Raw genomic sequence first — 21,484 nt, 5'->3', positions numbered from 1 at the left:
TGCCGTATTTCGGGCCACCTCGAACAAGGATTTTGCCATGCCAGCGCTTCGTTTTCTCGCCCCTGCCCTGCTCGCGCTCGGCATTTGCGCCGCGCCGCTGACAGCGTCCGCGCAGAGCTTCAACGACACCCAGCGCGGCGACATCGAGACCATCGTGCGCAACTACCTGATCGCGCACCCCGAGGTGCTCGAAGAGGCGATGAACGAGCTCAGCAAGCGGCAGGCCGCCGCCGAAGCCGAGAAGCATGAGCAGAGCGTCGCCAAGAACGCCGACACGATCTTCAACTCGCCGCGCGGCGTCATGCTCGGCAACAAGGACGGCGACGTCACCTTCGTCGAGTTCTTCGACTACAATTGCGGCTACTGCAAGCGCGCGATGTCCGACATGCTCGACCTGATGAAGTCGGATCCGAAGCTGAAGGTCGTGCTGAAGGAATTCCCGGTGCTGAGCCAGGGCTCGGTCGAGGCCGCGCAGGTCGCGGTCGCCGTGCGCATGCAGGATCCGACCGGCAAGAAGTATCTCGAGTTTCACCAGAAGCTCCTCGGCGGCCGCGGCGCCGCCGACAAGGCGCGCGCGCTGGCGGTCGCCAAGGAGGTCGGTCTCGATATGACGAAGCTCGAGAAGGACATGGCAAGCCCCGAGGTGAAGGCCACCATCGAGGAGAACTTCCGCCTCGCCGAATCCATGGGCATGAACGGCACGCCGAGCTACGTGATCGGCAAGCAGGTCGTGATCGGCGCGGTCGGTGTCGAGGGTCTCAAGGAGAAGATCGGCATTGCCCGCTGCGGCAAGGCGACCTGCTGATCGTCGCTTCGACAGCGCTCATCCGCTCAGTGAAGTCCGGCTGCCCAGGCAGCCGGATTTTTTATTTGCGGCACCGAATCTGCTCCTGCTGGAAGCCAATTCACCTCTGCGCTGGCTCACGAAGGGTGAGGCACGCACAGCGTTCGACATCAACGTCGGCCGCGTCAGCCGCATCGACGAGCTGGAGAAGACATACTGGTACCGCCTGTTCGGCGGCATCCCCGAGACCGGGCACCACGCCTACGGCATCGGCCTTGCGCCGCGCGACAACGATCCCAATGTCGGCAAGCCGCCGCGCGATCATCTGCTGCACAAGGGCGAGCTTGGCGACTACATCGCGCCTTATGGCGAGCAAGGCAGTGCACGCGGTCTCGAGCGGTTGCACGGCCGCAGCCATCTCGGCGGCACGATGTTTCCGAACCAGTGGACGCCGAGATGCAGCGCGACCTATCTCGAGATCGAAGAGCATTTCGGCGGATTCAATTTCGGCGGCGGCAACGGCCAGCTCGATCTTGCGAGCATGGAGTTCGACTGGGCCTGCGGTTGAAGCGCAAATCGTTCATCGCGCGTTCACAGAAGAAACAAACTGCGAGGAACCGCAAATCAACAGGAACATCGTACATCCTCTCCCGTTGTCGGCGCGGGCAATGCTGAATAACGAGGAGGACTACAATGTCTAACCGCTTTCTGATTTCGGTCGCTGCGGCGGCTTTGATCGCTGGTACCGGATTTGCGAATGCACAGGGCGCCGGCGGCGCCAGCAAGGAATCCGGGGCCGGCGGTGGCGCGACCGTGCAGCACAGCGCACCGTCCGGTGGTGCGTCGACGGGCACCATGCAGCGCGATACGGGCGGCATGAAGGGTTCCGAACACTCCACGACCGGTGAGTCTTCTTCGGGCATGAAGGATGACTCGTCGGGTATGAAGGGCGCCGAGTCCGAAAAGTCCGGCCCCGCCACCAAGGGTGCACAGGAGAACACGCAGAAGTCGAAGAGCATGAGCTCGGAGAACGATGCGACCAAGGGCGCCAAGGAAGGCCCGAAGGACATGAAGGCCGAAGGCCGCGACAAGAGCGGCAACATGAAAGCCGAGGAGCATGACAAGAGCGGCAGGATGAACAACGCCGCCGAGAGCCGTGAGAAGAGCGGCGCCGCCACCAGCCAGAACGCTCAGACCAAGAGCCCGACCGACGCCAACCGCGCCCAGACCAACGACACCAGCCGCACCCAGACCACGACGGGCAATGCGGCGACGTCGGCCACCGCGGCTCCGCCGGCCGAGAAACGCACCCAGATCTCGACCGCGATCAGGTCGGAGCATGTGACCGAAACCACCAACGTGAACTTCAACGTGGCGGTCGGCACCCGCGTCCCGGCTGACGTGCACTTCTATCCGGTCCCGGAGCGCGTCGTGACGATCTACCCGCAGTGGCGCGGTTACGAGTTCATCCTGGTCCACGGCCGCTACATCATCGTGCAGCCGGAGACCCATGAGATCGTCTACGTCATCGAGGGCTGACCTCGGCCTCGGCGCGAGGGTGCCTTGACGGGCCCTCGCCTCGATCTCAACCTCGCCCCCTCAGGGGCGGGGTTTTGCATGCGGCTGCACCCCGCAGTCGCCGGTGGATGGCTGGCCGGAGCAAAGCCGAGGGGCGGCTTCCGCCAGATTTGGTTAATCAGCAATTTCCGTAGGTTACGGCAGCTATCTAACAGGGCGGAGGAAGCTGTTGAAGACGTTCCGATTTCACCTAAAGACTTCCCCTGCGGCCGGTTGTTACCTATAACCCGGCCCACTTTCCCCTTCGGAACCCTTGGCAGGAATCTTTTTGGAAATGGCTGCTGCCGGAACGATCTATGTGCTGAACGGCCCGAACCTCAACCTGTTGGGGACGCGCGAGCCGGAGACGTACGGCCATGCCACCCTCGCCGACGTCGAGAAGCTGTGCGCGGACACCGCGCGCCAGTTCGGGTTGACCGCCGATTGCCGGCAGTCCAACCGCGAGGGCGAACTGATCGACTTCATCCATGAGGCCCACGCCAAGAAGGCGGTCGGCATCATCATCAACGCCGGCGGCTACTCCCATACCTCGATCGCGCTGCATGACGCACTGGTTGCGGTCAATATCCCCGCCGTCGAGGTCCATGTCAGCAACATCCACGCCCGCGAGAGCTTCCGGGACCACTCGTTCACTGCTAAAGCCGCCTTCGCGTCGCTTTGCGGCTTCGGCATCGACGGCTACCGGCTTGCGATCATCGGCCTCGCCACCAGGATCGGTGCGAAGGCAAAGACTTAATCGTCAATCCTGACGTTCCCCGTCACCAGACAGAGATTTCGGATCAAACAACATGGCGCGCCAGCCAGACGACAAATCAGCCGCAAAGTCCAAGAACGACTCCAAGAACGACGACAGCGTCCTCATTCGCGAGCTCGCGCTGCTGCTTGCTGAGACCAACCTCACCGAGATCGAGATCGAGCGCGCCGGCCTGCGCGTCCGGGTCGCCCGCAATATCAGCATCGCCGCCTCCGTGCCGTCAGCCGCGCACGCAGTCACCGCCCCGGCGGCGGTGCCGGCTGCCGCCGCTGCCGCCACCGACATGGCGAAGCACCCGGGTGTCGTGCCCTCGCCGATGGTCGGCACCGCCTATTGGGCTCCGGAACCTGGCGCCAAGCCGTTCATTGAAGTCGGCACCAAGGTCACGGCCGGCCAGACGCTTCTGATCATCGAGGCGATGAAGACGATGAACCAGATCCCGTCGCCGCGCGCCGGCACCGTGACGCAGATCCTCGTCGAGGACGGCCAGCCGGTAGAATTCGGCGAGCCACTCGTCATCATTGAATAGCTTCCGTCAACGTCAGGCGCTGCGATGTTCGACAAGATCCTCATAGCCAATCGTGGCGAGATCGCGCTTCGCGTGCTCCGGGCGTGCAAGGAGCTCGGCATCTCCACCGTCGCGGTGCATTCCACCGCCGACGCCGACGCCATGCATGTGCGCCTCGCCGACGAGAGCGTCTGCATCGGGCCGCCGCCGTCGAAGGATTCCTATCTCAACATCCCGGCGCTGCTGGCCGCCTGCGAGATTACCGGCGCCGACGCCGTGCATCCCGGCTACGGCTTCCTGTCCGAGAATGCGCGCTTCGCCGAGATCCTCGCCGACCACAATCTGGGTTTCATCGGGCCGAAGGCCGAGCACATCCGCCTGATGGGCGACAAGATCGAAGCCAAGAAGACCGCCAAGCGCCTCGGCATCCCCGTGGTGCCCGGCTCGGACGGCGCAGTGACGGCGGACGACGATGCCATGGCGATCGCCAAGGAGATCGGCTTCCCGGTGCTGGTGAAGGCAGCGGCCGGCGGCGGCGGCCGCGGCATGAAGGTCGCCCACACCGAGGCCGACCTCGCGCTGGCGCTGACGACCGCGGCCAACGAAGCCAAGTCCGCGTTCGGCGACGCCTCGGTCTACCTGGAGAAATACCTGCAGAAGCCGCGCCACATCGAGATCCAGATTCTCGGCGACGGCCGCGGCGGCGCCATCCATCTCGGCGAGCGTGACTGCTCGCTGCAGCGCCGTCACCAGAAGGTCTGGGAGGAAGGCCCCTCGCCCGTGCTTGGGGCGGCCGCGCGCGCCAGGATCGGCGAGACCTGCGCCAAGGCGATGCGGGACATGAAGTATCTCGGCGTCGGCACCATCGAATTCCTCTACGAGGACGGCGAGTTCTATTTCATCGAAATGAACACGCGCATCCAGGTCGAGCATCCCGTCACCGAAAGCATCACCGACATCGATCTGGTGCTCGAGCAGATCCGGATTGCCGCCGGCGGCGAGCTTCCGGCCAAGCAGAGCGACATCGCGATCATCGGCCACGCCATCGAGTGCCGCATCAATGCGGAGAACCCGCAGACCTTCCGTCCCTCGCCCGGGCGGATCACGCAATTCCATCCGCCTGGCGGTCTCGGCGTGCGGATCGATTCCGCCGTCTATCAGGGCTACGTGATTCCGCCCTACTACGACTCGCTGGTCGGCAAGCTGATCGTGCACGGCAAGACCCGCGGCGAATGCCTGATGCGGCTGCGCCGGGCGCTGGACGAAATGGTGGTCGACGGCATCGAGACGACGCTGCCGCTGTTCCGCGCGTTGGTGCGCGAGCCCGACATCATCGAGGGCGACTATCACATCCACTGGCTGGAGCAATATCTCGCCGGCCAGCCGTCCGATGCCCCGAAATAGTTTGGAACTTTGTGGAACCCAGCCCCTGTTCAAACGTAATACAGGGTTATTGGCTTTCGACGGGGACGCATTGAATCCCACTCCTGCGAAGAGACCGTCGTGACACCAGTTTCACGACGCCGGTCCACGTTACAGATCCTGCTGCTCTCGGCGGGATTTTTCGTGCTGGTCGCGGTCAGCGTGGCGTCGGTCCTGCTGGTCAACAAGGCACGCCAGGACAACGCCTGGGTCGTCCATACCGTCGAGGTCGAGAGCCAGGTTGCCAACCTGCTGCTTGACGTCAGGCGCGCCGAAAGCGCGACCAGGGCGTATCTGCTGACGTCCGCGCCACAATACCTCTCCGAGTACCAGTCGGCCGCGGCAGGGCTCCCGGCCGCGCTCGGCCATCTCCAGATGATGACCGTCGACAATCCGGCGCAGGTCGCCAATGCCGCGAAGCTGAAAGCCGCCGTCGAGCAGCGGCTGGCGGAGTTCACCCTCAGCAACGAGCGCGTCAACAACAATGACAGCGCGACCAGCATCGACGCCCTGCGCAAGAGCACATCGACTGACGCGCTGGAAGCGATCGCCCGGATCGGCCGCGACATGCGCACCGAGGAGGATCGGCTGCTGGCGACGCGCACCGCGACCGCGGACAGGAGCCAGGTGCTCGCCTCCTCCGTCACCATCGCCGGCTCCTGCATGGTGCTGGCGCTCGCCGCCCTCTCGCTCGTGCTGCTGCGGCAATCGTCGCGGGCGCGCGACGAGGCCGAGGCCAAGCTGCGCGACAGCAACCTCAATCTCGAAACCATCGTCGACGAACGGACCGCCGACCTGCGCGAGGCCAACGAGGAAATCCAGCGCTTCGCCTATATCGTCAGCCACGACCTGCGCTCGCCGCTGGTCAACATCATGGGCTTCACCAGCGAGCTGGAGGAATTGCGCGGCGACATCTTCAAGCGCATCGCCACGCTCAATCGCACCGCATCGCTGGCGCCGGCGATGGAAGACGCGACCGACGTGGCCGAGCCCGAGCTCGAAGGCTCCGACAAGCAGCTATCCGAGGATTTCAGCGAATCGCTCGGCTTCATCAAATCGTCGATCGCAAAGATGGACCGCCTGATCAGCGCGATCCTCAATCTCACGCGCGAGGGCCGCCGCGAGTTCAAGCTGGAGCGGATCGACGTCCGCGAGTTGATCGACGGCATCGTCAAGACGGTCGCGCATCAGGCGGCCGAGGCCAATGCGACCGTCGAGGTCGGCGCTTTGCCGAATATCGTCAGCGACCGCCTCGCGCTGGAGCAGATCTTCTCCAACCTGATCGACAATGCACTCAAGTACCTCAAGGACGGAGTCCCCGGCGAGATTTCGATCGAGGGCCGCACCAAGCTGGGTTTTGCGATCTTCGAAGTGACCGACAATGGCCGCGGCATTGATCCGAAAGACCACCAGCGCATCTTCGATCTGTTCCGCCGTGCCGGGACCCAGGACAAGCCCGGTCAGGGTATCGGGCTTGCCCATGTCCGCGCACTTGTGCGCAGACTGGGCGGCACCATGTCGGTAGCATCGGAACTTCACAACGGCAGCACGTTCACGATCACGCTGCCCATCAATTGGTCAGGCAAGAATCGGGATAAAGAATCATGAGCGATCCAGTCACCATCATCATGATCGAGGACGACGAGGGCCATGCCCGCCTGATTGAGCGGAATATCCGGCGCTCAGGTGTCAACAATGAGATCGTCCCGTTCACCAACGGTACAGATGCCGTGAACTACCTTTTCGGCAAGGATGGCAGCGCGGTTGAGCGCATGGGCCAGGCCCTGCTCATCCTGCTTGATCTCAATCTGCCTGACATGACCGGCATCGACATTCTGAAGCGGGTCAAGGAAAACAAGCATCTCAAGTCGACGCCGGTGGTCGTGCTGACCACCACCGACGATTCCCATGAGATCAAGCGTTGCTACGAACTCGGCTGCAACGTCTACATCACCAAGCCGGTGAACTACGAAAGCTTTGCCAACGCCATTCGCCAGCTTGGCCTGTTCTTTTCCGTAATTCAGGTGCCGCCAGCTTCTCTATGACCAGCGCAACGCCGACACTGCTCTATATCGACGACGACCCGGCGCTGGCGCGCCTGGTCGAACGCGGGCTGACGCGCGCGGGCTACAAGGTGGTGCATGCCGCAAGCGGCCAGGAAGGCCTCGAGCGGCTCGCCCAGGGCGGCATCGACGTCGTCGCGCTCGACCAGTACATGCCCGGCCTCGATGGGCTGGAGACACTGGAGCAGATTCTCAAGATTGCGGACGCACCGCCGGTGGTGTTCGTCACCGCCTCGCAGGATTCGGCGATCGCCGTCACCGCGCTGAAGGCCGGCGCGGCGGACTATCTGGTCAAGGACGTCAGGGGTGAATTCATCCCCCTGCTTCAGGTTGCGGTGAACGGCGCGATCCGGCGGGCCGCGATCCAGAGGGCACGCGACGAGGCCGAGGCCGAGGTGCACGCCTCGCGCGACCGCTACGCCGCGCTCGCCGCCGAGCGCGAGGTTCTGCTGCGCGAGGTCAACCATCGCGTCGGCAATTCGCTGCAAATCATTGCCTCGCTGCTGCATCTGCAAGCCAATTCCTCGACCCAGCAGGATGTCAAGGCGGCGCTCACCAATGCGATGGGCCGCGTCGCTGCCGTCGCGCAGGTGCATCGCCGCCTCTACACCTCGCACGACTTCAAGACGGTGATGCTCAACCAGTATCTGGAGGCGTTGCTCGAAGATCTCAGGCGATCGGCCGAAGGCAACAAGATGTCCCGGCTGACGCTGAAGGCCGACCCGGTCGAGATCGATCCCGACCGCGCGGTCGCGATCGGCATCATCGTCAACGAGCTGGTGATGAACGCCGTGAAGTACGCCTATCCCGACGGCGCCGGCCCGATCCATGTCGAGCTGAAGCCGCACGCGGACGATTTGGAGCTTGCGATCAGCGACGAAGGCGTGGGTTTCTCCGACAAGACCGATCCACGCGGCACCGGCATGGGCCAGCGCATCGTCGCCGCGATGGCCGTCAAGCTCGACGCCAGCGTCGAGCGCGACCCCAGCCACAAGGGCACCCGCTTCGTGGTGCGGTTCGCCCGCGTCACCCCGGCGCCGGCGAAATCGACAAGCGCTGCCGCCAGTTAGGCCGCTGATGGTGGCGGATCGATCGAATTTTCGCGTTGGGCTTAACGGCCGCGTCACCCTGTTGTTCGATCGGAGTCGCTGGCCCTGACCGGGTTAAGACAAATCTGGGCATTGCTTGCCATGCTTTTCCCCCAGCTTGGCAGGAACGGCACGCGATGTTCGAGCGCAGGGTGGTTTTTGGAAAGAAGCAGGCGACGTTGGGCGATCTCAAGGAGCCCTTGCGTCCGGCACCGGGTGCCGACGGCGCGGCCCCCGCCTTTCACAAGAGGCAGTGGGAAGATCCGCGGATCGGGCCGATGCTGCGCGATGCGGGGTTCGCACCCGACGACGCCGCCAGCATCGTGCCGGCGGCGGACAATCGCCTCGCCGTGTTTGCCGCGGCCAACCAACGGCTGCAGGAGCGCACCGACATTTTCAACCGTGACATGACGGCGCGCCACGGCCACTGCCACGCATTGCCGTTCCTGGTCATCGACCACAAGATCTGGGACGGGCCGCATGGCGCGTTTCTCTACGCGCAACTGGATCTGATCGGCTACGACGAGTGGAACGTGATCATGCTGGCGGAAGATCCGCAGACCACGGAAGCATGCGGCCTGGCAGGCCACCCCGGCTTCCTTCCGGCGGTGACGCAGGTCATGACCGAGCATGTGATCGGGTGGGAGGCGCGGCACAACGCCTTGCTCAAGACATTCGGAATCACCGCGAACGGCGGCCGCGACATCTCGCGCGAGCAATACGAGATGGAAAAGGACACGCTGCGCAGGGAGATTATCGACAAGGCCGGCTGGATGAAGCTGCGCATCATCGACGACCTTCTGCGCAAGAGCTAGAAGCGCGTTCCGCTTCCCGAACCTCTCAATCAGGCCGATCGCGGTGCCGCCGCGTGCGATACGGACGGCAATCCAGACATCGCGCGCCGAAGATCACCTGCGACGGATAGGGCCGCGCCGAGTGCCACGGCGTCGAGCCGAACAGGCCGTCCGCGCCGAAGCCCGCGCTGAAGGGATCGGCGGCAAAGCTGCCCGGAAAGGAGCCATTGCTGCGGAAATCGCGGTCGTCATTCCTGCCGTCGAAATACGCACCGCCGGTGCTGCCGTAACGCAGCGGCCGTTGCGGCTCCAAGTTCTGGGCCGAGGCAGCGGCCGTGCCGAGCGCGATGGCGGCGCAGACGATCAGTGCTCTGATGGCGGTCATGCCAAAGCCCCTCATTGCGGAACGGTCCCCCAATCGCCCTTCCAGGCGATCAGGCGTCCCTTGCCGAATTGCAGATAAAGCCCGTCGCTGCGCCTCGACAGTACGCTGCCCCTGACATTGGGCAGCGCGACGAACAATTCATTGCCCGGCGTGCCGCGAACATAGTTGAGGGGAACGCCGAGCGACCGGCTGGCCTGGTCGGCGCTCATGCCGAAGGCGAGCGGAACGCTGTTCGGTGGCCGCTGCTGCGCACGGGCCATGCCGGCCGGCGCGCCCAGCGCGATGACGAGGATAACGACGAAGAGTGTGACGAACCGCTGCATGACCGACCTCATGGCACTGCCGCCGCGAGCGTGCCGGCCGGCGTCCAGCCGCCGCCGAGCGCCTGGAACAGGCTGCTTGCCGCCAGCAGCTTGTTGAGCCGCACCGAGATCAGGTTGAGTTCGGCCGTGAACAGCGTCTGCTGTGTCTGCAGCACCGTGATGAGATTGACCGTGCCGCCGCGCAGCTGCGTCTCGGAGACCTCGAACGCCTTGCGCGAGCTCGCCACCACGTCGGACTGCAGCCGCTCCTGCAGCGTATACTGCTGCAACGCGATCAACGCCTTCTCGACATCGGCGAAGGCCGACAGCACCGCCCTGCGATAGGCCTGCAGGTATTGCAATTGCTGGCCCTTGGCGAGCTTGAGCTGGCTCTCCAGCAGGAAGCCGTCGAACAGCGGCTGGGTCAGCCCGGCGGCGAGCGTGTAGTACCAGGCGCCCGGCGCGAACAGCGAGGCGAGCGCCGCGCTCTGGAAGCCCGTGGTGCCGGTCAGCTGGATCTGCGGGAAGAACGCCGCCCGCGCCGCGTCGACGCTGAAATTGGAGGACGCGAGCTGCGCCTCGGCCTGACGGACGTCAGGCCGCTGGTAGAGCAATTCCGACGGCATGCCCGGCGTGATGCGCGGCACCGAGATCTGCGTGGTGCTGCCGCCGCGCACCGAGAAATCAGCCGGCGCGCGCGCCACCAAGAGGGCGAGCGCGGCGGTGTTTTGCCCCAGCGTCACCTCGAGCGGCGGGATCGCCGCGCGTTGCGTGGCGACCAGCGCCTCCTGCTGCGACAGGTCGAGCTGCGAGGCGGTGCCGCCGGCGAACTGCGACTTGATCAAGGCCAGGATGCGCTCGGCCGCGGCCAGATTGCGCCGGGTCGCCTTGATCTGGTCCTGCGCCGCCAGCACCTGGAAATAGGTGTTGGCCACCGCCGCCATCGTGGTCAGCGCGACCACCTCGCGATTGTAGCGGGCGACCGTCGCGCTCTCCTCCGACGCCGACAACGTCGCGCGGTTCTTGCCCCAGAAATCGACGATATAGCTCGCGCTCAGCCCAAGGCTGTACTGCGAGAACGTACCGCTGCTCCCGCCGAGCGACGAACTCGATCCAGTCGCGACCTTCTGACGCTCGGCATTAGCCGATCCCGAAATCGACGGCAGCAGCGCGGCGCCGGACACGCCGGCCTGCGCGTCGGCCTGCACGATCTGGGCGATCGCCACCGCGATATCGAGATTGTAGAGCTGCGCGGATTCCATCAGCCCGGTCAGCTCGGGCGAGCGGAAGCCGCGCCACCAGGCGAGCGCCGGAACGGCGGCGTCGGCATCGCCCTTGGCGGCGGCGCGATAGCTCGCCGGCACTTCGAGACTGAGCTCGGGCTTCTCCACCCCGGGAATGCAGCCGGTCAGGCCAAGGCTCAGACCAAGGCTGAGGCCGCCGAACGCCGCCACACGGCGAAACCGGACCGGTTTCCGCAATATTCGAAGACTATGCAACGCTGCACCTGTCGGCATTTACTCGCCCGGTTGAAGTGAGGAGCCCGGCGTCCGCATGGCGCCGCCGCGGCGGACGCGCAGGGCCCACAAGCGGAACCGGTCGAGATAGAGGTAGATGACCGGCGTCGTGTAGAGCGTCAGGACCTGGCTCAGGATCAGGCCGCCGACGATGGCGATGCCGAGCGGCTGCCGCAGCTCGCCGCCGTCGCCCATCCCGATGGCGAGCGGCACGGCGCCGAGCAGCGCGGCCATCGTCGTCATCATGATGGGACGGAAGCGCAGCAGGCATGCCTCCTTGATCGCCTCGAGCGGCTCCAGCCCGCGCCTGCGTTCCGCGTCCAGCGCAAAGTCGATCATCATGATGGCGTTCTTCTTCACAATGCCGATCAGCAGGATGACGCCGATCAGCGCCATGATACTGAACTCGGTCTTGAATGCCATCAGCGCCAGCAAGGCACCCACACCTGCAGAGGGCAGTGTGGACAAGATGGTCAGCGGATGGACGTAGCTCTCATAGAGCACGCCCAGCACGATGTAGATCGTGACGATCGCGGCCAGGATCAGGAACGGCTGGTTGCTGAGCGAATCCTGGAACGCCTTGGCGGAGCCCTGGAATGTGCCACGGATCGTGGCCGGGACGCCGATCCGGTTCATGGTCGCCTCGATGCTGCTGACCGCGGTGCTCAGCGACACGTTCGGCGGCAGGTTGAACGAGATGGTGTTGGCGACCAGGAGGCCCTGGTGATTGACCGCAAGCGGCGTCGCGCCCTGCTTGAACGCCGCCACCGCCGACAGCGGGATCATGGTCTCGCTCTTGGTCGAGACGGCCGATCCGGTCGAGGCCACGCCCTTCCCGGTCGAGCCGATCGAATTGGTGGCCTGGTTGCGCGCGGCCTGGGCATTGGCCGAACTGGCCGCGCTCGAGGTTCCCGGCGCCACGACGGTGCCCGCCACCGCGTTGGTCGATTGCGAGCCGCCGACCGAGCCGCCCGACGTGCTGATGTAGACGTCCTTCAGCGTCTCGGGGTTCTGCCAGTAGCGCGGCGCGACCTCCATGATGACGTGGTACTGGTTGCGCGCGACATAGATCGTCGACACCTGACGCTGGCCGAAGGCGTCGTAGAGGGTGTTGTCGATCTGGCTCACGGTGATGCCGAGCCGGGCCGCGGCATCACGGTCGATCACGAGGTCGGATTCCAGCCCCTTGTTCTGCTGGTCGCTGTTGACGTCGGCAAGGTTCGGGTCGCGCTGCAAGGCCGCCGCGATCTTCGGCGTCCAGTCGTTGAGTTCCTCCAGCGTCGATCCCTGCAGCGTGTACTGATACTGTGCGTTCGAGGCCCTGCCCCCGACCCTGATGTCCTGCACCGCCTGCAGGAACAGGCTGGCGCCGGGCACCACCGCCATCTCCCGCCGCAACCGCGAGATCACGCCGTCGGCGCCGATCTTGCGCTGGTCGAGCGGACGCAGCGAGACGAACACGAAACCGGAATTGGTCTGGCCGCCGCCGGTGAAGCCGACCACCGTCTCCACCGCCGGATCGCGCTTGATGATGCCGACGAACTGCGCGAGCTTCTGCTGCATGAGCTGGAACGACACGCTCTGGTCGGCCTGGATCGAGCCGACCAGCCGCCCGGTATCCTGCTGCGGGAAGAAGCCCTTCGGGATCACGTCGTAGAGATAGAAGTTGAGACCGAACACCGCCGCCAGGATCAGCATCACCGACAGCGGATGCTGCAGCGCCGCGGTCAGCGTCCTGCGATAGAAATTCAGCATCGCCTCGAAGAAGCGCTCGCTGGCCCAATAGAGCCGGCCGTGGCCGCCACGGTCCGGCTTGAGCAGCACGGCGCACATCATCGGGGTGGTCGCCAGCGAGACCGCGAGCGAGATCAGGATCGAGATCGAGATCGTCATCGCGAATTCGCGGAACAGCCGCCCGACGATGCCGGCCATCAGCAGGATCGGGATGAACACCGCGATCAGCGAGATGCTCATCGACAGCACGGTGAAGCCGACCTCGTTGGCGCCCTTCAGCGCCGCCTCGAGCGGGCTCAAGCCCTCCTCGATGTAGCGGGTGACGTTCTCCAGCACGACGATGGCATCATCGACCACGAAGCCGGTCGCGACCGTCAGCGCCATCAGCGACAGATTGTCGAGGCTGTAGCCGATCAGGTACATCGCCCCGAAGGTTGCGACCAGTGACACCGAGACCGCCACCACCGGAATGAAGGTGGCGCGCAAATTGCGCAGGAACGCGAACACCACGATGATGACCAGCATCACCGCCAGAACCAGCGTCCGCTCGACGTCGCGGAGCGAGGTGCGGATGGTTGTCGAGCGGTCCACCGCCAAGCCGATGTCGATCGCTGGCGACACCGAGGCCTGCAATTGCGGCATCAACCCCTTCACCAGGTCGACGGTACTGATGATGTTGGCGTTCGGCTGGCGGTAGAGGATGAGCAGCACTGCCGGCTTGCCGTTGGCGAGCCCGGCATTGCGCAGATTCTCGACGCCATCGGCGACCTCGCCGACATCGGAGAGGTGAACCGGCGCGCCATTGCGGTAGGCCACGATCAGCGATCTGTAGTCGTCGGCCTTGTTGGCCTGGTCGTTGGCGTAGACCTGGTAGCGCTGGTCGCCGACATCGATGCCGCCCTTGGGGCTGTGGGCGTTGGCGCTCGACAGCGCCGCGCGGACGTCTTCGAGACCGATACCATATTTGTAGAGCGCCTGCGGGATCAGATCGACGCGCACGGCGGGCAGCGAGCTGCCGCCGACCACGACCTCACCGATGCCCTCGACCTGCGACAGCTTCTGCGCCAGCACCGTGGAGGCGGCATCGTAGAGATTGCCGCGGGTCAGCGTGTCCGACGTCAGCGTCAGGATCAGGATCGGCGCGTCGGCCGGGTTGACCTTGCGGTAGGTCGGATTGCTGCGCAGGCTGGTCGGCAGATCGGCCCGCGCCGCGTTGATTGCGGCCTGCACGTCCCGCGCCGCGCCGTTGATGTCGCGGTTCAGCCCGAACTGCAGCGTGATCCGGGTCGAGCCGACCGAGCTCGACGACGTCATCTCCGTCACATCGGCGATCTGGCCGAGATGCCGCTCAAGCGGGCTTGCGACCGTGGTCGCGACATCCTGCGGGCTGGCGCCGGGCAGCGTCGCCTGCACCGAGATGGTCGGAAAATCCACCTGCGGCAGCGGCGACACCGGCAGCTTGAAGAACGCCACAATGCCGGCCGCCGCGAGCCCGAACGTCAACAGCGTGGTTGCGACCGGCCGGCGGATAAAGGGCGTTGACGGATTCATGGCTCAACGCGACCCGCTCGCCTCGCCGACCTCGTCCGCCCGCCCGGCAAACCGCAGCGCCAGGCGATCGAACCAGAGATAGATCACCGGCGTCGTGAACAGGGTCAGCATCTGGCTCACCAGCAGGCCGCCGACGATCGAGATGCCGAGCGGATGCCGGAGCTCGGAGCCGGCGCCGCTGCCGAGCATCAGCGGCAGCGCGCCGAGCACCGCTGCCATCGTCGTCATGATGATCGGCCGGAATCGCAACAGGCAGGCCTGATAGATCGCCTCCCGCGGCGGCTTGCCCTCGTTGCGCTCGGCATCGAGCGCAAAGTCGATCATCATGATCGCATTCTTCTTCACGATGCCGATCAGGAGGATGATGCCGATGATCGCGATGATGGTGAGATCCTGGCCGGCCATCATCAGCGCCAGCAGCGCGCCGATGCCGGCCGATGGCAGCGTCGAGAGGATCGTCAGAGGGTGAATGAAGCTCTCATAGAGCACGCCCAGCACGATATAGACCGTGATGATCGCGGCCAGGATCAGGAACAGCTGGTTGGAGAGCGAGGACTGGAACGCCAGCGCCGCGCCCTGGAAGCTCGTGATCATGCCGAGCGGCTGGTTCATTTCGGCCTGCGCCTGCTTGATCGCGGTCACCGCGCCGCCGAGCGAGGCGCCCGGGGCCAGGTTGAACGAGACGGTTGCCGACGGAAACTGGCCGAGATGCGAGACCTGCAGCGGCGCGGTCTCCACCCGCATCCTGGCCATCACCGACAGCGGCACCGGCGTCGAGCCCACCGATGACGGCAGATAGATCGACGACAGCGAATCCAGCGAGTTCTGCAGCGACGGATCGGCCTCGAGGATGACGCGGTACTGGTTCGAATTGGTGAAGACGGTGGAGACGATGCGCTGGCCGTAGGAATCGTACAGTGCGTTGTCGATCGTCGCCGGCGTGATTCCGAACCGCGCTGCCTGGTCGCGGTCGATATCGACGAACACCGAAAGCCCCTGCGCGGAAATATCGCTGGTGACGTCGCTGAGCTCGGGCAATTCCCTGAGCTTGTCGACCAGCTTCGGCGTCCATTCCGCGAGTTCGTTCGGGTCGGCGTCCTGCAGGATGAACTGATACTGCGTCCGGCTCACGGTGCCTTCGATGGTGAGGTCCTGCACCGGCTGCATGTAGAGCGTGATGCCGGTCAGCGCCGCGGTGCTCGCCTTGATCCGGTCCATCACCGTCGAGACGCCGGCCTTGCGCTGCTCATGCGGCTTCAGGTTGATCAGGATACGGCCGCTGTTGAGCGTGGTGTTGGTGCCGTCGACGCCGATGAAGGACGACAGGCTCTCGACATCCGGATCCTTCAGGATCGCGCTGGCGAGCCGCTGCTGCCGCTCGGCCATCGCCGCATACGACACCGATTGCGGCGCCTCCGAGATCGCCTGGATCACGCCGGTATCCTGCACCGGAAAGAAGCCCTTGGGAATGACGACATAGAGCAGCGCAGTGAGCCCGAACGTGGCAAGCGCGACCAGCAGCACCATGGTCTGGCGGTCGAGCACCCAGTTGAGCATCCGGCCGTAGATCGCGATGACGGCGTCGAAGCCTTCCCGGCTAAGCCGCTGGAAGGCGTTCTCGCGCGTCATGCTCTCCGGCTTCAGCAGTTTTGCGCAGGCCATCGGCACCAGCGTCAGCGACACCACGGCGGAGATCAGGATGGTTACCGACAGCGTGATGGCGAATTCGCGGAACAGCCGGCCGACGACGTCGCCCATGAACAGCAGCGGGATCAGCACCGCGATCAGCGACACCGTCAGCGAGATGATGGTGAAGCCGATCTGCTCGGAGCCGCGCAGCGCCGCCTCGAGTGGAGATTCGCCCTCCTCGATATAGCGCGAGATGTTCTCGATCACGACGATGGCGTCGTCGACCACGAAGCCCGTCGCGATCGTCAGCGCCATCAGCGACAGATTGTTCAGGCTGAAGCTGAACAGATACATCGCCCCGAGCGTGCCGACCAGCGAGAGCGGCACTGACAGGCTCGGGATCAGCGTGGCGCGGGTCGAGCGCAGGAACACGAAGATCACAAGCACGACCAGCACCACCGCGAGCGCCAGCTCGTATTCGACGTCGCGGACCGAGGCCCGGATCGTGACGGTTCGGTCGGTCAGGATGTTGAGATCGATCGCGGCCGGCAGCGTGGCTTGCAGCTGCGGCAGCAGGTCCTTGATGCCTTGGACCACCGAGATCACGTTGGCGCCGGGCTGGCGCTGGATGTTGAGGATGATTGCCGGCGTCTCGTTCATCCAGGCGCCGAGCTTGTCGTTCTGCGCGCCGTCGACGACATTGCCGACGTCGCTGAGGCGGACTGGCGATCCGTTCTTGTAGGCGATGATCAGCGAGCGGTAGTCGCTGGCATTGCGGATCTGGTCGTTGGCATTGATGGTGTAGGCGCGCATCGCGCCGTCGAAATTGCCCTTCGGCGTGTTGACATTGGCGTTGCCGAGTGTGGTGCGGAGATCGTCGATGTTGAGACCATAGGCCGCGAGCTTGCGGATGTCAGCCTGGATCCGCACCGCGGGCCGCTGGCCGCCGCTGATGCTGACGAGGCCGACGCCGGGCAGCTGCGAGATCTTCTGCGCCAGCCGCGTGTCGACGAAATCCTGCACCTGCGTCAGCGGCATGGTCTTCGAGGTCAGGCCGAGGGTCAGGATCGGCGCGTCAGCCGGATTGACCTTGGCGTAGATCGGCGGCGCCGGCAGGTCCGACGGCAACAGATTGCCCGCGGCGTTGATCGCGGCCTGCACCTCCTGCTCGGCGACGTCGAGCGAGATCGACAGGCCGAACTGCAGCGTGATCACGGACGAGCCGGCCGAACTCACCGAGCTCATCTGGTTCAGATTCGGCATCTGGCCGAACTGCACCTCGAGCGGCGCCGTCACCGACGACGTCATCACGTCGGGGCTGGCGCCCGGATAGAAGGTCTGCACCTGGATGGTCGGATAGTCGACTTCCGGCAGCGCCGCGACGGGGAGGAATCTGAACGCCAGCATGCCCGACAGCATGATGGCGATCATCATCAGAGTCGTCGCCACCGGCCGCAGAATGAATGGCCGCGACGGGTTCATTTCTTCTGCCCGTCCGCGGAACCCTTGTGGTTGCCGCCTCCCGCCTTGTCGGGATCGGCGCCGCCCTTGGCATCTCCCTTGCCGTCTCCCTTGGCGGCCCCATTCGCCGCGCCACTCGCCGTCCCCTTGGCCGCACCGGCCGGGTTCGCGGCATCGGCAGGCGAGCGCACCACCACCTTGGCGCCCTCGCGCAGCTTGTCGGCGCCGTCGATCACGATGCGATCGCCAGGCACAAGCCCCGAGAGCACCTCGACACGGTCGCCGTCGGTGACGCCGATCTTGACCGGTCGCACCGAGACCGTGCTGTCGGCGTTGACGAGATAGACGAAGGTGCCGGGGACGCCGCGCTGGATGCCGGCGGTCGACATCGTCGTGGCATCCTTGTGGGTGTCGAGCAGCAGGCGGATGTTGACGAACTGGTTCGGATACAGCGTGCGCTTGTCGTTCTCGAACCGGGCGCGCAGCTTGATCGTGCCCGTGGTCGGATCGATCTGGCTGTCGAAGGTCTGCAGCGATCCCTCGGCGAGCTTGTTGGCGCCGCTGCGGTCATAGGCCGCCGTCGGTAGCACCGCGCCCTCCTTCAGCCGCTTTGCGACCGCCTGCAGATTGTCCTCCGGCAGCGTGAACAGTACGCTGATCGGCTCGAGTTGCGTAATCACGACCAGGCCGTTGCTGTCGCCCGGCGTCACGTAGTTGCCGAGGTCGACCTGGCGCAACCCGACCCGCCCGTTGATCGGCGAGACGATGCGACAATATTGCAGATTTACCTCGGCCGACTTCACCGAAGCGCGGTCGGCCTCGACCGTGCCCTGATACTGCGCAACCAGCGCGACCTGGGTATCGAGCGTTTGATGCGGCACGGCGTTCTGCGTGGCGAGGTTTTGGTAGCGGGTGAGATCGACCTGGGCGCCCTTCAACTGCGCCTCGTCGCGCGCCAGAGTGCCTTTGGCCTGGGCCAGCGTCGCCTCATAGGGACGCGAATCGATCTCGGCGATCAGGTCACCCTTCTTGACCTCATCGCCCTCCTTGAAATCGATCTTCATCAGGTAGCCGCTGATCTGGCTCCGGATCGTCACGGTCGCCAGCGACGTCACGGTGCCGAGCGCATTCAGGCTGACCCCGATATCGCCCTTGCCGACTGTCTCCGGCACGATCGACATCGGCCCGGCATTGCGTCCGCCGCCGGCCTTCGGCGGCGCGGTCTGCTGCCGCGTCCACCAGACGATGCCGGCAAGCACCGCCAGCACGACACACCCTGTCAGAAACCCTCGCCCGCGCGATGGCCGCCTGGTTTGCTCGGGCGCCACGATCGACGGGTCCTTGATATGCTGGTCCATAAACTTGCCCACGAGGAAACACGAATGAGCCGGTGCGGCTCTATGTGCTCCCTGAAATCCGCGCGCGCCACATTCGAGGAAGCATTTTGGACGCTTCCGTCAGACAAAGCGCGTTAAGAATCGGAAAGGAAAGTCCTCCTTCCCGGTCGGCGCTGTTTCTCGCTGGATTGTGGCTATTTTACCCGATCATCTGTAGCCAGGGCAACACGATCAGCAACAATCCGGCAAAGTAGATTACGCCGAAGATCAGCCCGAACTTCCAGAAGTCGCCTTTGCCGATATAGCCGCTGCCGTAATACATCGGCGCCGGTCCCGTGGCGTAGGGCGAGATCACCCCCATCAGGCCGAGCGAATAGACGCAAAGCAGCATCAGGGTCTGGACCGACAGGCCGGGAATGCTGGAGCCGACCGCGAGCACCACCGGCAGCACGGCGGCGGTATGCGACGTGATGCTCGAGAAGAAATAGTGGATCCAGAAGAAGAATGTGACGAGCAGGATCATCCCGACCAGCGGCGACGTGCCGGACAGCGGCTTCGCATAGCCCTCGGCTACCCATTTGATGAAGCCGATCTCGTTGAGACCCGACGACAGCGTGAGCAGCGAGGTGAAATAGAAAAAGACCTCCCACGCGCTCTTCTCCGCGACGATGTCCTCGAACGCGATCACGCCTGTGAGCAGCATCAGCGAGATCACGACGAACACCACCGTGGTCGCGTTGATGAAATTCGAGCCGAGCAGCGGCACGCTGATATTGGGATTGGAGCCGCATATCCACAGGAACATCGCGAGCAGCACCAGCACCGCCATGATCCATTCGTGCCGCGACGGCGGCCCCATCTTCGCGAGCTCGCCCTCGCTCCACGTCACGATCTCCGGGCTCTCCTTGATCTCGGGCCGGCAGATGGCGTAGCTCAGCAGCGGTACCAGCAGCAGCAGAAGGATACCCAGCGGCGCGAAGCCGATGAACCATTGCGACCAGCCGACCTCGATATTGACGAGCTTCTTGGCGATCGAGAGCGCGGCGGCGTTCGGCGCCAGCGCGGTCAGAAACAGCGAGCTGGTGACGGCCGTGGTCGCAAACGCCGTCCACATCACGAAGGTGCCGATCTTGCCCGCGGTCGGACCGGGCTCGGAGCCGTAGATGCGCGGGATGTTGCTGACGATCGGATAGATGGTGCCGCCCGAGCGCGCGGTGTTGGACGGCGTCGCCGGCGCCAGCACCAGATCGGAGAACGCCACCGCATAGCCGAGCCCGATGGTGCGGCGGCCGAGCCCGCGCACCAGGAGCAGCGCCAGCCGGCGGCCGAGCCCGCTCTTGCGGTAGCCGATCGAGAACACGAAGGCGCCGACGATCAGCCACACCGTGCTCTCGGAAAAGCCGCCGAGCATCCAGCGCAGCGACTTGTTCGGGTCGGGCTCGACATAGCCGCCGACCCCGGCGACCGTCAGTCCGATCAGGCCGACCGCACCGACCGGCATCGATTCGAGGATCAGCCCGGTGATGACGGCGGCGAACACCGCAAAATAGTGCCACTGATTGGCGTTCAGCCCTGCTGGCACCGGGACCAGATAGATCACCAGCCAGACCAGCAATGGCGCAAACGTCCGCCATGACGACTTCATGCAGCGTCCCCCTCACCTGTGTTGATTGTCGGGCGCGCAAGCCGCCATGTCCCGGGCGGCGGCGCCATCTTTTTGTGGCAATGTAGCATGGCCGCGCAGTCCGTCTCGGGAAACTGCGGCGGAATGGCGCGGCTTGTGGAGGAACCGGCGCGTTTCGTCAACACGTCGCGCCCCCGTGGCAGGCCCCATCGCAAGACCGCCCGCGCTTTGCTATCTTCGCCGGCATGACCTCACGCGACTCCGCCTCCTCCGAGATCACGCCCGAGGTGCTGCTGCGCGCCTATGCCTGCGGCATCTTCCCGATGGCGGAGAGCGCCGACGACCCGACCCTGTTCTGGGTCGAGCCGGAATTGCGCGGGGTGATTCCATTCGACGGTTTCCGTGTCGCCTCCCGCCTGGCGCGCACCGTGCGCTCGGATGTGTTCACCGTCACCGTCGATACCGCGTTCAAGGCCGTGATCGCCGGTTGCGCGGCGCCGCAGCCCGGCCGCGACGACACCTGGATCAACAAACGCATCCGCGACCTCTATGTCGGGCTGCACGCGTCAGGCCATTGCCACAGCGTCGAGGTCTGGCAGGACGACCACCTGGTCGGCGGGCTCTACGGCGTCAGCCTCGGCCGCGCCTTCTTCGGCGAGAGCATGTTTCACACCACGCGCGACGCATCGAAGGTCGCGCTGGTGCATCTGGTGGCCCGGCTGATCGCAGGCGGGTTCGAACTGCTCGACACGCAATATGTGACCGAGCATCTGAAGACGTTCGGCGCGGTGGAGATTTCGCGCCGCCGCTATCGGGCGCTGCTCGACAAGGCGACCTCAGGCGCGCCGGCGGATTTCCGCAAGCTCGACACAACGCAGCCGGTCAAGGGTGCCGACGCGCTGGCGATCATCGCCGCGCGCAATTGATGTATGACCGCGCCACAGCATGTAGCC

At 65.0% G+C, this 21,484-nt stretch carries 18 protein-coding genes; 11 read left to right on the top strand and 7 right to left on the bottom strand.

Annotated features, from left to right (window positions below; translation table 11 throughout):
* Positions 1-37: 37 nt before the first annotated feature.
* The 10 genes from HAP47_RS18975 to HAP47_RS18930 all read left to right on the top strand — a co-directional run bounded on the left by HAP47_RS18975 (position 38) and on the right by HAP47_RS18930 (position 9,012).
* Entirely contained in the window at positions 38-805 is a 768-nt protein-coding gene (locus HAP47_RS18975) for a DsbA family protein (RefSeq protein ID WP_173643332.1), read from the top strand.
* Positions 777-1,352, top strand: a complete 576-nt coding sequence (locus HAP47_RS18970) for a hypothetical protein (RefSeq protein WP_173643331.1) — start codon at positions 777-779, stop codon at positions 1,350-1,352. Before HAP47_RS18975 ends, HAP47_RS18970 begins: the two co-directional genes overlap by 29 nt.
* Before the next feature lie 125 nt (positions 1,353-1,477).
* The gene (locus HAP47_RS18965) at positions 1,478-2,323 is read left to right on the top strand and encodes a DUF1236 domain-containing protein (protein ID WP_173643330.1); all 846 of its coding nucleotides are present in this window, start codon (positions 1,478-1,480) and stop codon (positions 2,321-2,323) included.
* Positions 2,324-2,636: 313 nt separating this feature from the next.
* Positions 2,637-3,098, top strand: a complete 462-nt coding sequence (gene aroQ, locus HAP47_RS18960; RefSeq protein WP_173643329.1) for a type II 3-dehydroquinate dehydratase — start codon at positions 2,637-2,639, stop codon at positions 3,096-3,098.
* A 52-nt stretch (positions 3,099-3,150) separates the two neighbouring features.
* Positions 3,151-3,645, top strand: a complete 495-nt coding sequence (accB, locus tag HAP47_RS18955; RefSeq protein ID WP_173643328.1) for an acetyl-CoA carboxylase biotin carboxyl carrier protein — start codon at positions 3,151-3,153, stop codon at positions 3,643-3,645.
* Positions 3,646-3,669: 24 nt separating this feature from the next.
* Positions 3,670-5,028 (top strand): acetyl-CoA carboxylase biotin carboxylase subunit, encoded by a 1,359-nt coding sequence (accC, locus tag HAP47_RS18950; RefSeq protein ID WP_173643327.1) that lies wholly within the window; start codon positions 3,670-3,672, stop codon positions 5,026-5,028.
* Positions 5,029-5,127: 99 nt separating this feature from the next.
* Positions 5,128-6,654, top strand: coding sequence for a sensor histidine kinase (locus HAP47_RS18945; protein WP_173643326.1), 1,527 nt, complete (start codon positions 5,128-5,130; stop codon positions 6,652-6,654).
* Entirely contained in the window at positions 6,651-7,091 is a 441-nt protein-coding gene (locus tag HAP47_RS18940) for a response regulator (RefSeq protein WP_173643325.1), read from the top strand. Before HAP47_RS18945 ends, HAP47_RS18940 begins: the two co-directional genes overlap by 4 nt.
* Positions 7,088-8,179: a sensor histidine kinase gene (locus HAP47_RS18935; protein WP_173643324.1), complete on the top strand. Its 1,092-nt coding sequence runs from the start codon at positions 7,088-7,090 to the stop codon at positions 8,177-8,179. The genes HAP47_RS18940 and HAP47_RS18935 overlap by 4 nt, the downstream gene beginning before the upstream one ends.
* A gap of 35 nt (positions 8,180-8,214) precedes the next feature.
* Positions 8,215-9,012 (top strand): hypothetical protein, encoded by a 798-nt coding sequence (locus HAP47_RS18930; RefSeq protein WP_176396308.1) that lies wholly within the window; start codon positions 8,215-8,217, stop codon positions 9,010-9,012.
* Positions 9,013-9,037: 25 nt separating this feature from the next.
* Here the strand turns inward: HAP47_RS18930 and HAP47_RS18925 are convergent, their stop codons facing one another.
* The 7 genes from HAP47_RS18925 to HAP47_RS18895 form a co-directional block, all read right to left on the bottom strand.
* Positions 9,038-9,376: a BA14K family protein gene (locus tag HAP47_RS18925; protein ID WP_231168931.1), complete on the bottom strand. Its 339-nt coding sequence runs from the start codon at positions 9,374-9,376 to the stop codon at positions 9,038-9,040.
* 11 nt (positions 9,377-9,387) lie between these two features.
* Positions 9,388-9,699: a hypothetical protein gene (locus HAP47_RS18920; protein WP_173643321.1), complete on the bottom strand. Its 312-nt coding sequence runs from the start codon at positions 9,697-9,699 to the stop codon at positions 9,388-9,390.
* A gap of 8 nt (positions 9,700-9,707) precedes the next feature.
* Entirely contained in the window at positions 9,708-11,195 is a 1,488-nt protein-coding gene (locus tag HAP47_RS18915; protein ID WP_210285396.1) for an efflux transporter outer membrane subunit, read from the bottom strand.
* Complete coding sequence (locus tag HAP47_RS18910; RefSeq protein ID WP_173643320.1) at positions 11,196-14,480, bottom strand: efflux RND transporter permease subunit; 3,285 nt, start codon at positions 14,478-14,480, stop codon at positions 11,196-11,198. It abuts the gene before it with no gap.
* 3 nt (positions 14,481-14,483) lie between these two features.
* A complete protein-coding gene (locus tag HAP47_RS18905; protein ID WP_173643319.1) occupies positions 14,484-17,591 on the bottom strand; it encodes an MdtB/MuxB family multidrug efflux RND transporter permease subunit in 3,108 nt (1,035 codons plus the stop codon).
* The gene (locus HAP47_RS18900; protein WP_210285397.1) at positions 17,588-18,928 is read right to left on the bottom strand and encodes an MdtA/MuxA family multidrug efflux RND transporter periplasmic adaptor subunit; all 1,341 of its coding nucleotides are present in this window, start codon (positions 18,926-18,928) and stop codon (positions 17,588-17,590) included. Before HAP47_RS18900 ends, HAP47_RS18905 begins: the two co-directional genes overlap by 4 nt.
* Positions 18,929-19,106: 178 nt before the next feature.
* A complete protein-coding gene (locus tag HAP47_RS18895) occupies positions 19,107-20,552 on the bottom strand; it encodes a DASS family sodium-coupled anion symporter (RefSeq protein ID WP_173643318.1) in 1,446 nt (481 codons plus the stop codon).
* A 224-nt stretch (positions 20,553-20,776) separates the two neighbouring features.
* On the opposite strand from HAP47_RS18895, the gene aat reads away from it, so the two are divergent.
* Positions 20,777-21,457, top strand: a complete 681-nt coding sequence (aat, locus tag HAP47_RS18890; protein ID WP_173643317.1) for a leucyl/phenylalanyl-tRNA--protein transferase — start codon at positions 20,777-20,779, stop codon at positions 21,455-21,457.
* The last annotated feature ends 27 nt before the right edge of the window (positions 21,458-21,484 follow it).

This window comes from Bradyrhizobium sp. 41S5, from assembly GCF_011516665.3.
Taxonomy (GTDB): domain Bacteria; phylum Pseudomonadota; class Alphaproteobacteria; order Rhizobiales; family Xanthobacteraceae; genus Bradyrhizobium; species Bradyrhizobium quebecense.
This window is presented reverse-complemented; position numbering and strand designations above follow the sequence as displayed.

Coding starts and splice junctions, on each gene's coding strand:
- accB (WP_173643328.1), top strand. CDS start 3,151: ATGGCGCGCCAGCCAGACGACAAATCAGCCGCAAAGTCCAAGAACGAC.
- aat (WP_173643317.1), top strand. CDS start 20,777: ATGACCTCACGCGACTCCGCCTCCTCCGAGATCACGCCCGAGGTGCTG.
- HAP47_RS18900 (WP_210285397.1), bottom strand. CDS start 18,928: ATGGACCAGCATATCAAGGACCCGTCGATCGTGGCGCCCGAGCAAACC.
- HAP47_RS18975 (WP_173643332.1), top strand. CDS start 38: ATGCCAGCGCTTCGTTTTCTCGCCCCTGCCCTGCTCGCGCTCGGCATT.
- HAP47_RS18920 (WP_173643321.1), bottom strand. CDS start 9,699: ATGCAGCGGTTCGTCACACTCTTCGTCGTTATCCTCGTCATCGCGCTG.
- HAP47_RS18910 (WP_173643320.1), bottom strand. CDS start 14,480: ATGAATCCGTCAACGCCCTTTATCCGCCGGCCGGTCGCAACCACGCTG.
- HAP47_RS18925 (WP_231168931.1), bottom strand. CDS start 9,376: ATGACCGCCATCAGAGCACTGATCGTCTGCGCCGCCATCGCGCTCGGC.
- aroQ (WP_173643329.1), top strand. CDS start 2,637: ATGGCTGCTGCCGGAACGATCTATGTGCTGAACGGCCCGAACCTCAAC.
- accC (WP_173643327.1), top strand. CDS start 3,670: ATGTTCGACAAGATCCTCATAGCCAATCGTGGCGAGATCGCGCTTCGC.
- HAP47_RS18940 (WP_173643325.1), top strand. CDS start 6,651: ATGAGCGATCCAGTCACCATCATCATGATCGAGGACGACGAGGGCCAT.
- HAP47_RS18895 (WP_173643318.1), bottom strand. CDS start 20,552: ATGAAGTCGTCATGGCGGACGTTTGCGCCATTGCTGGTCTGGCTGGTG.
- HAP47_RS18915 (WP_210285396.1), bottom strand. CDS start 11,195: ATGCCGACAGGTGCAGCGTTGCATAGTCTTCGAATATTGCGGAAACCG.
- HAP47_RS18965 (WP_173643330.1), top strand. CDS start 1,478: ATGTCTAACCGCTTTCTGATTTCGGTCGCTGCGGCGGCTTTGATCGCT.
- HAP47_RS18905 (WP_173643319.1), bottom strand. CDS start 17,591: ATGAACCCGTCGCGGCCATTCATTCTGCGGCCGGTGGCGACGACTCTG.
- HAP47_RS18935 (WP_173643324.1), top strand. CDS start 7,088: ATGACCAGCGCAACGCCGACACTGCTCTATATCGACGACGACCCGGCG.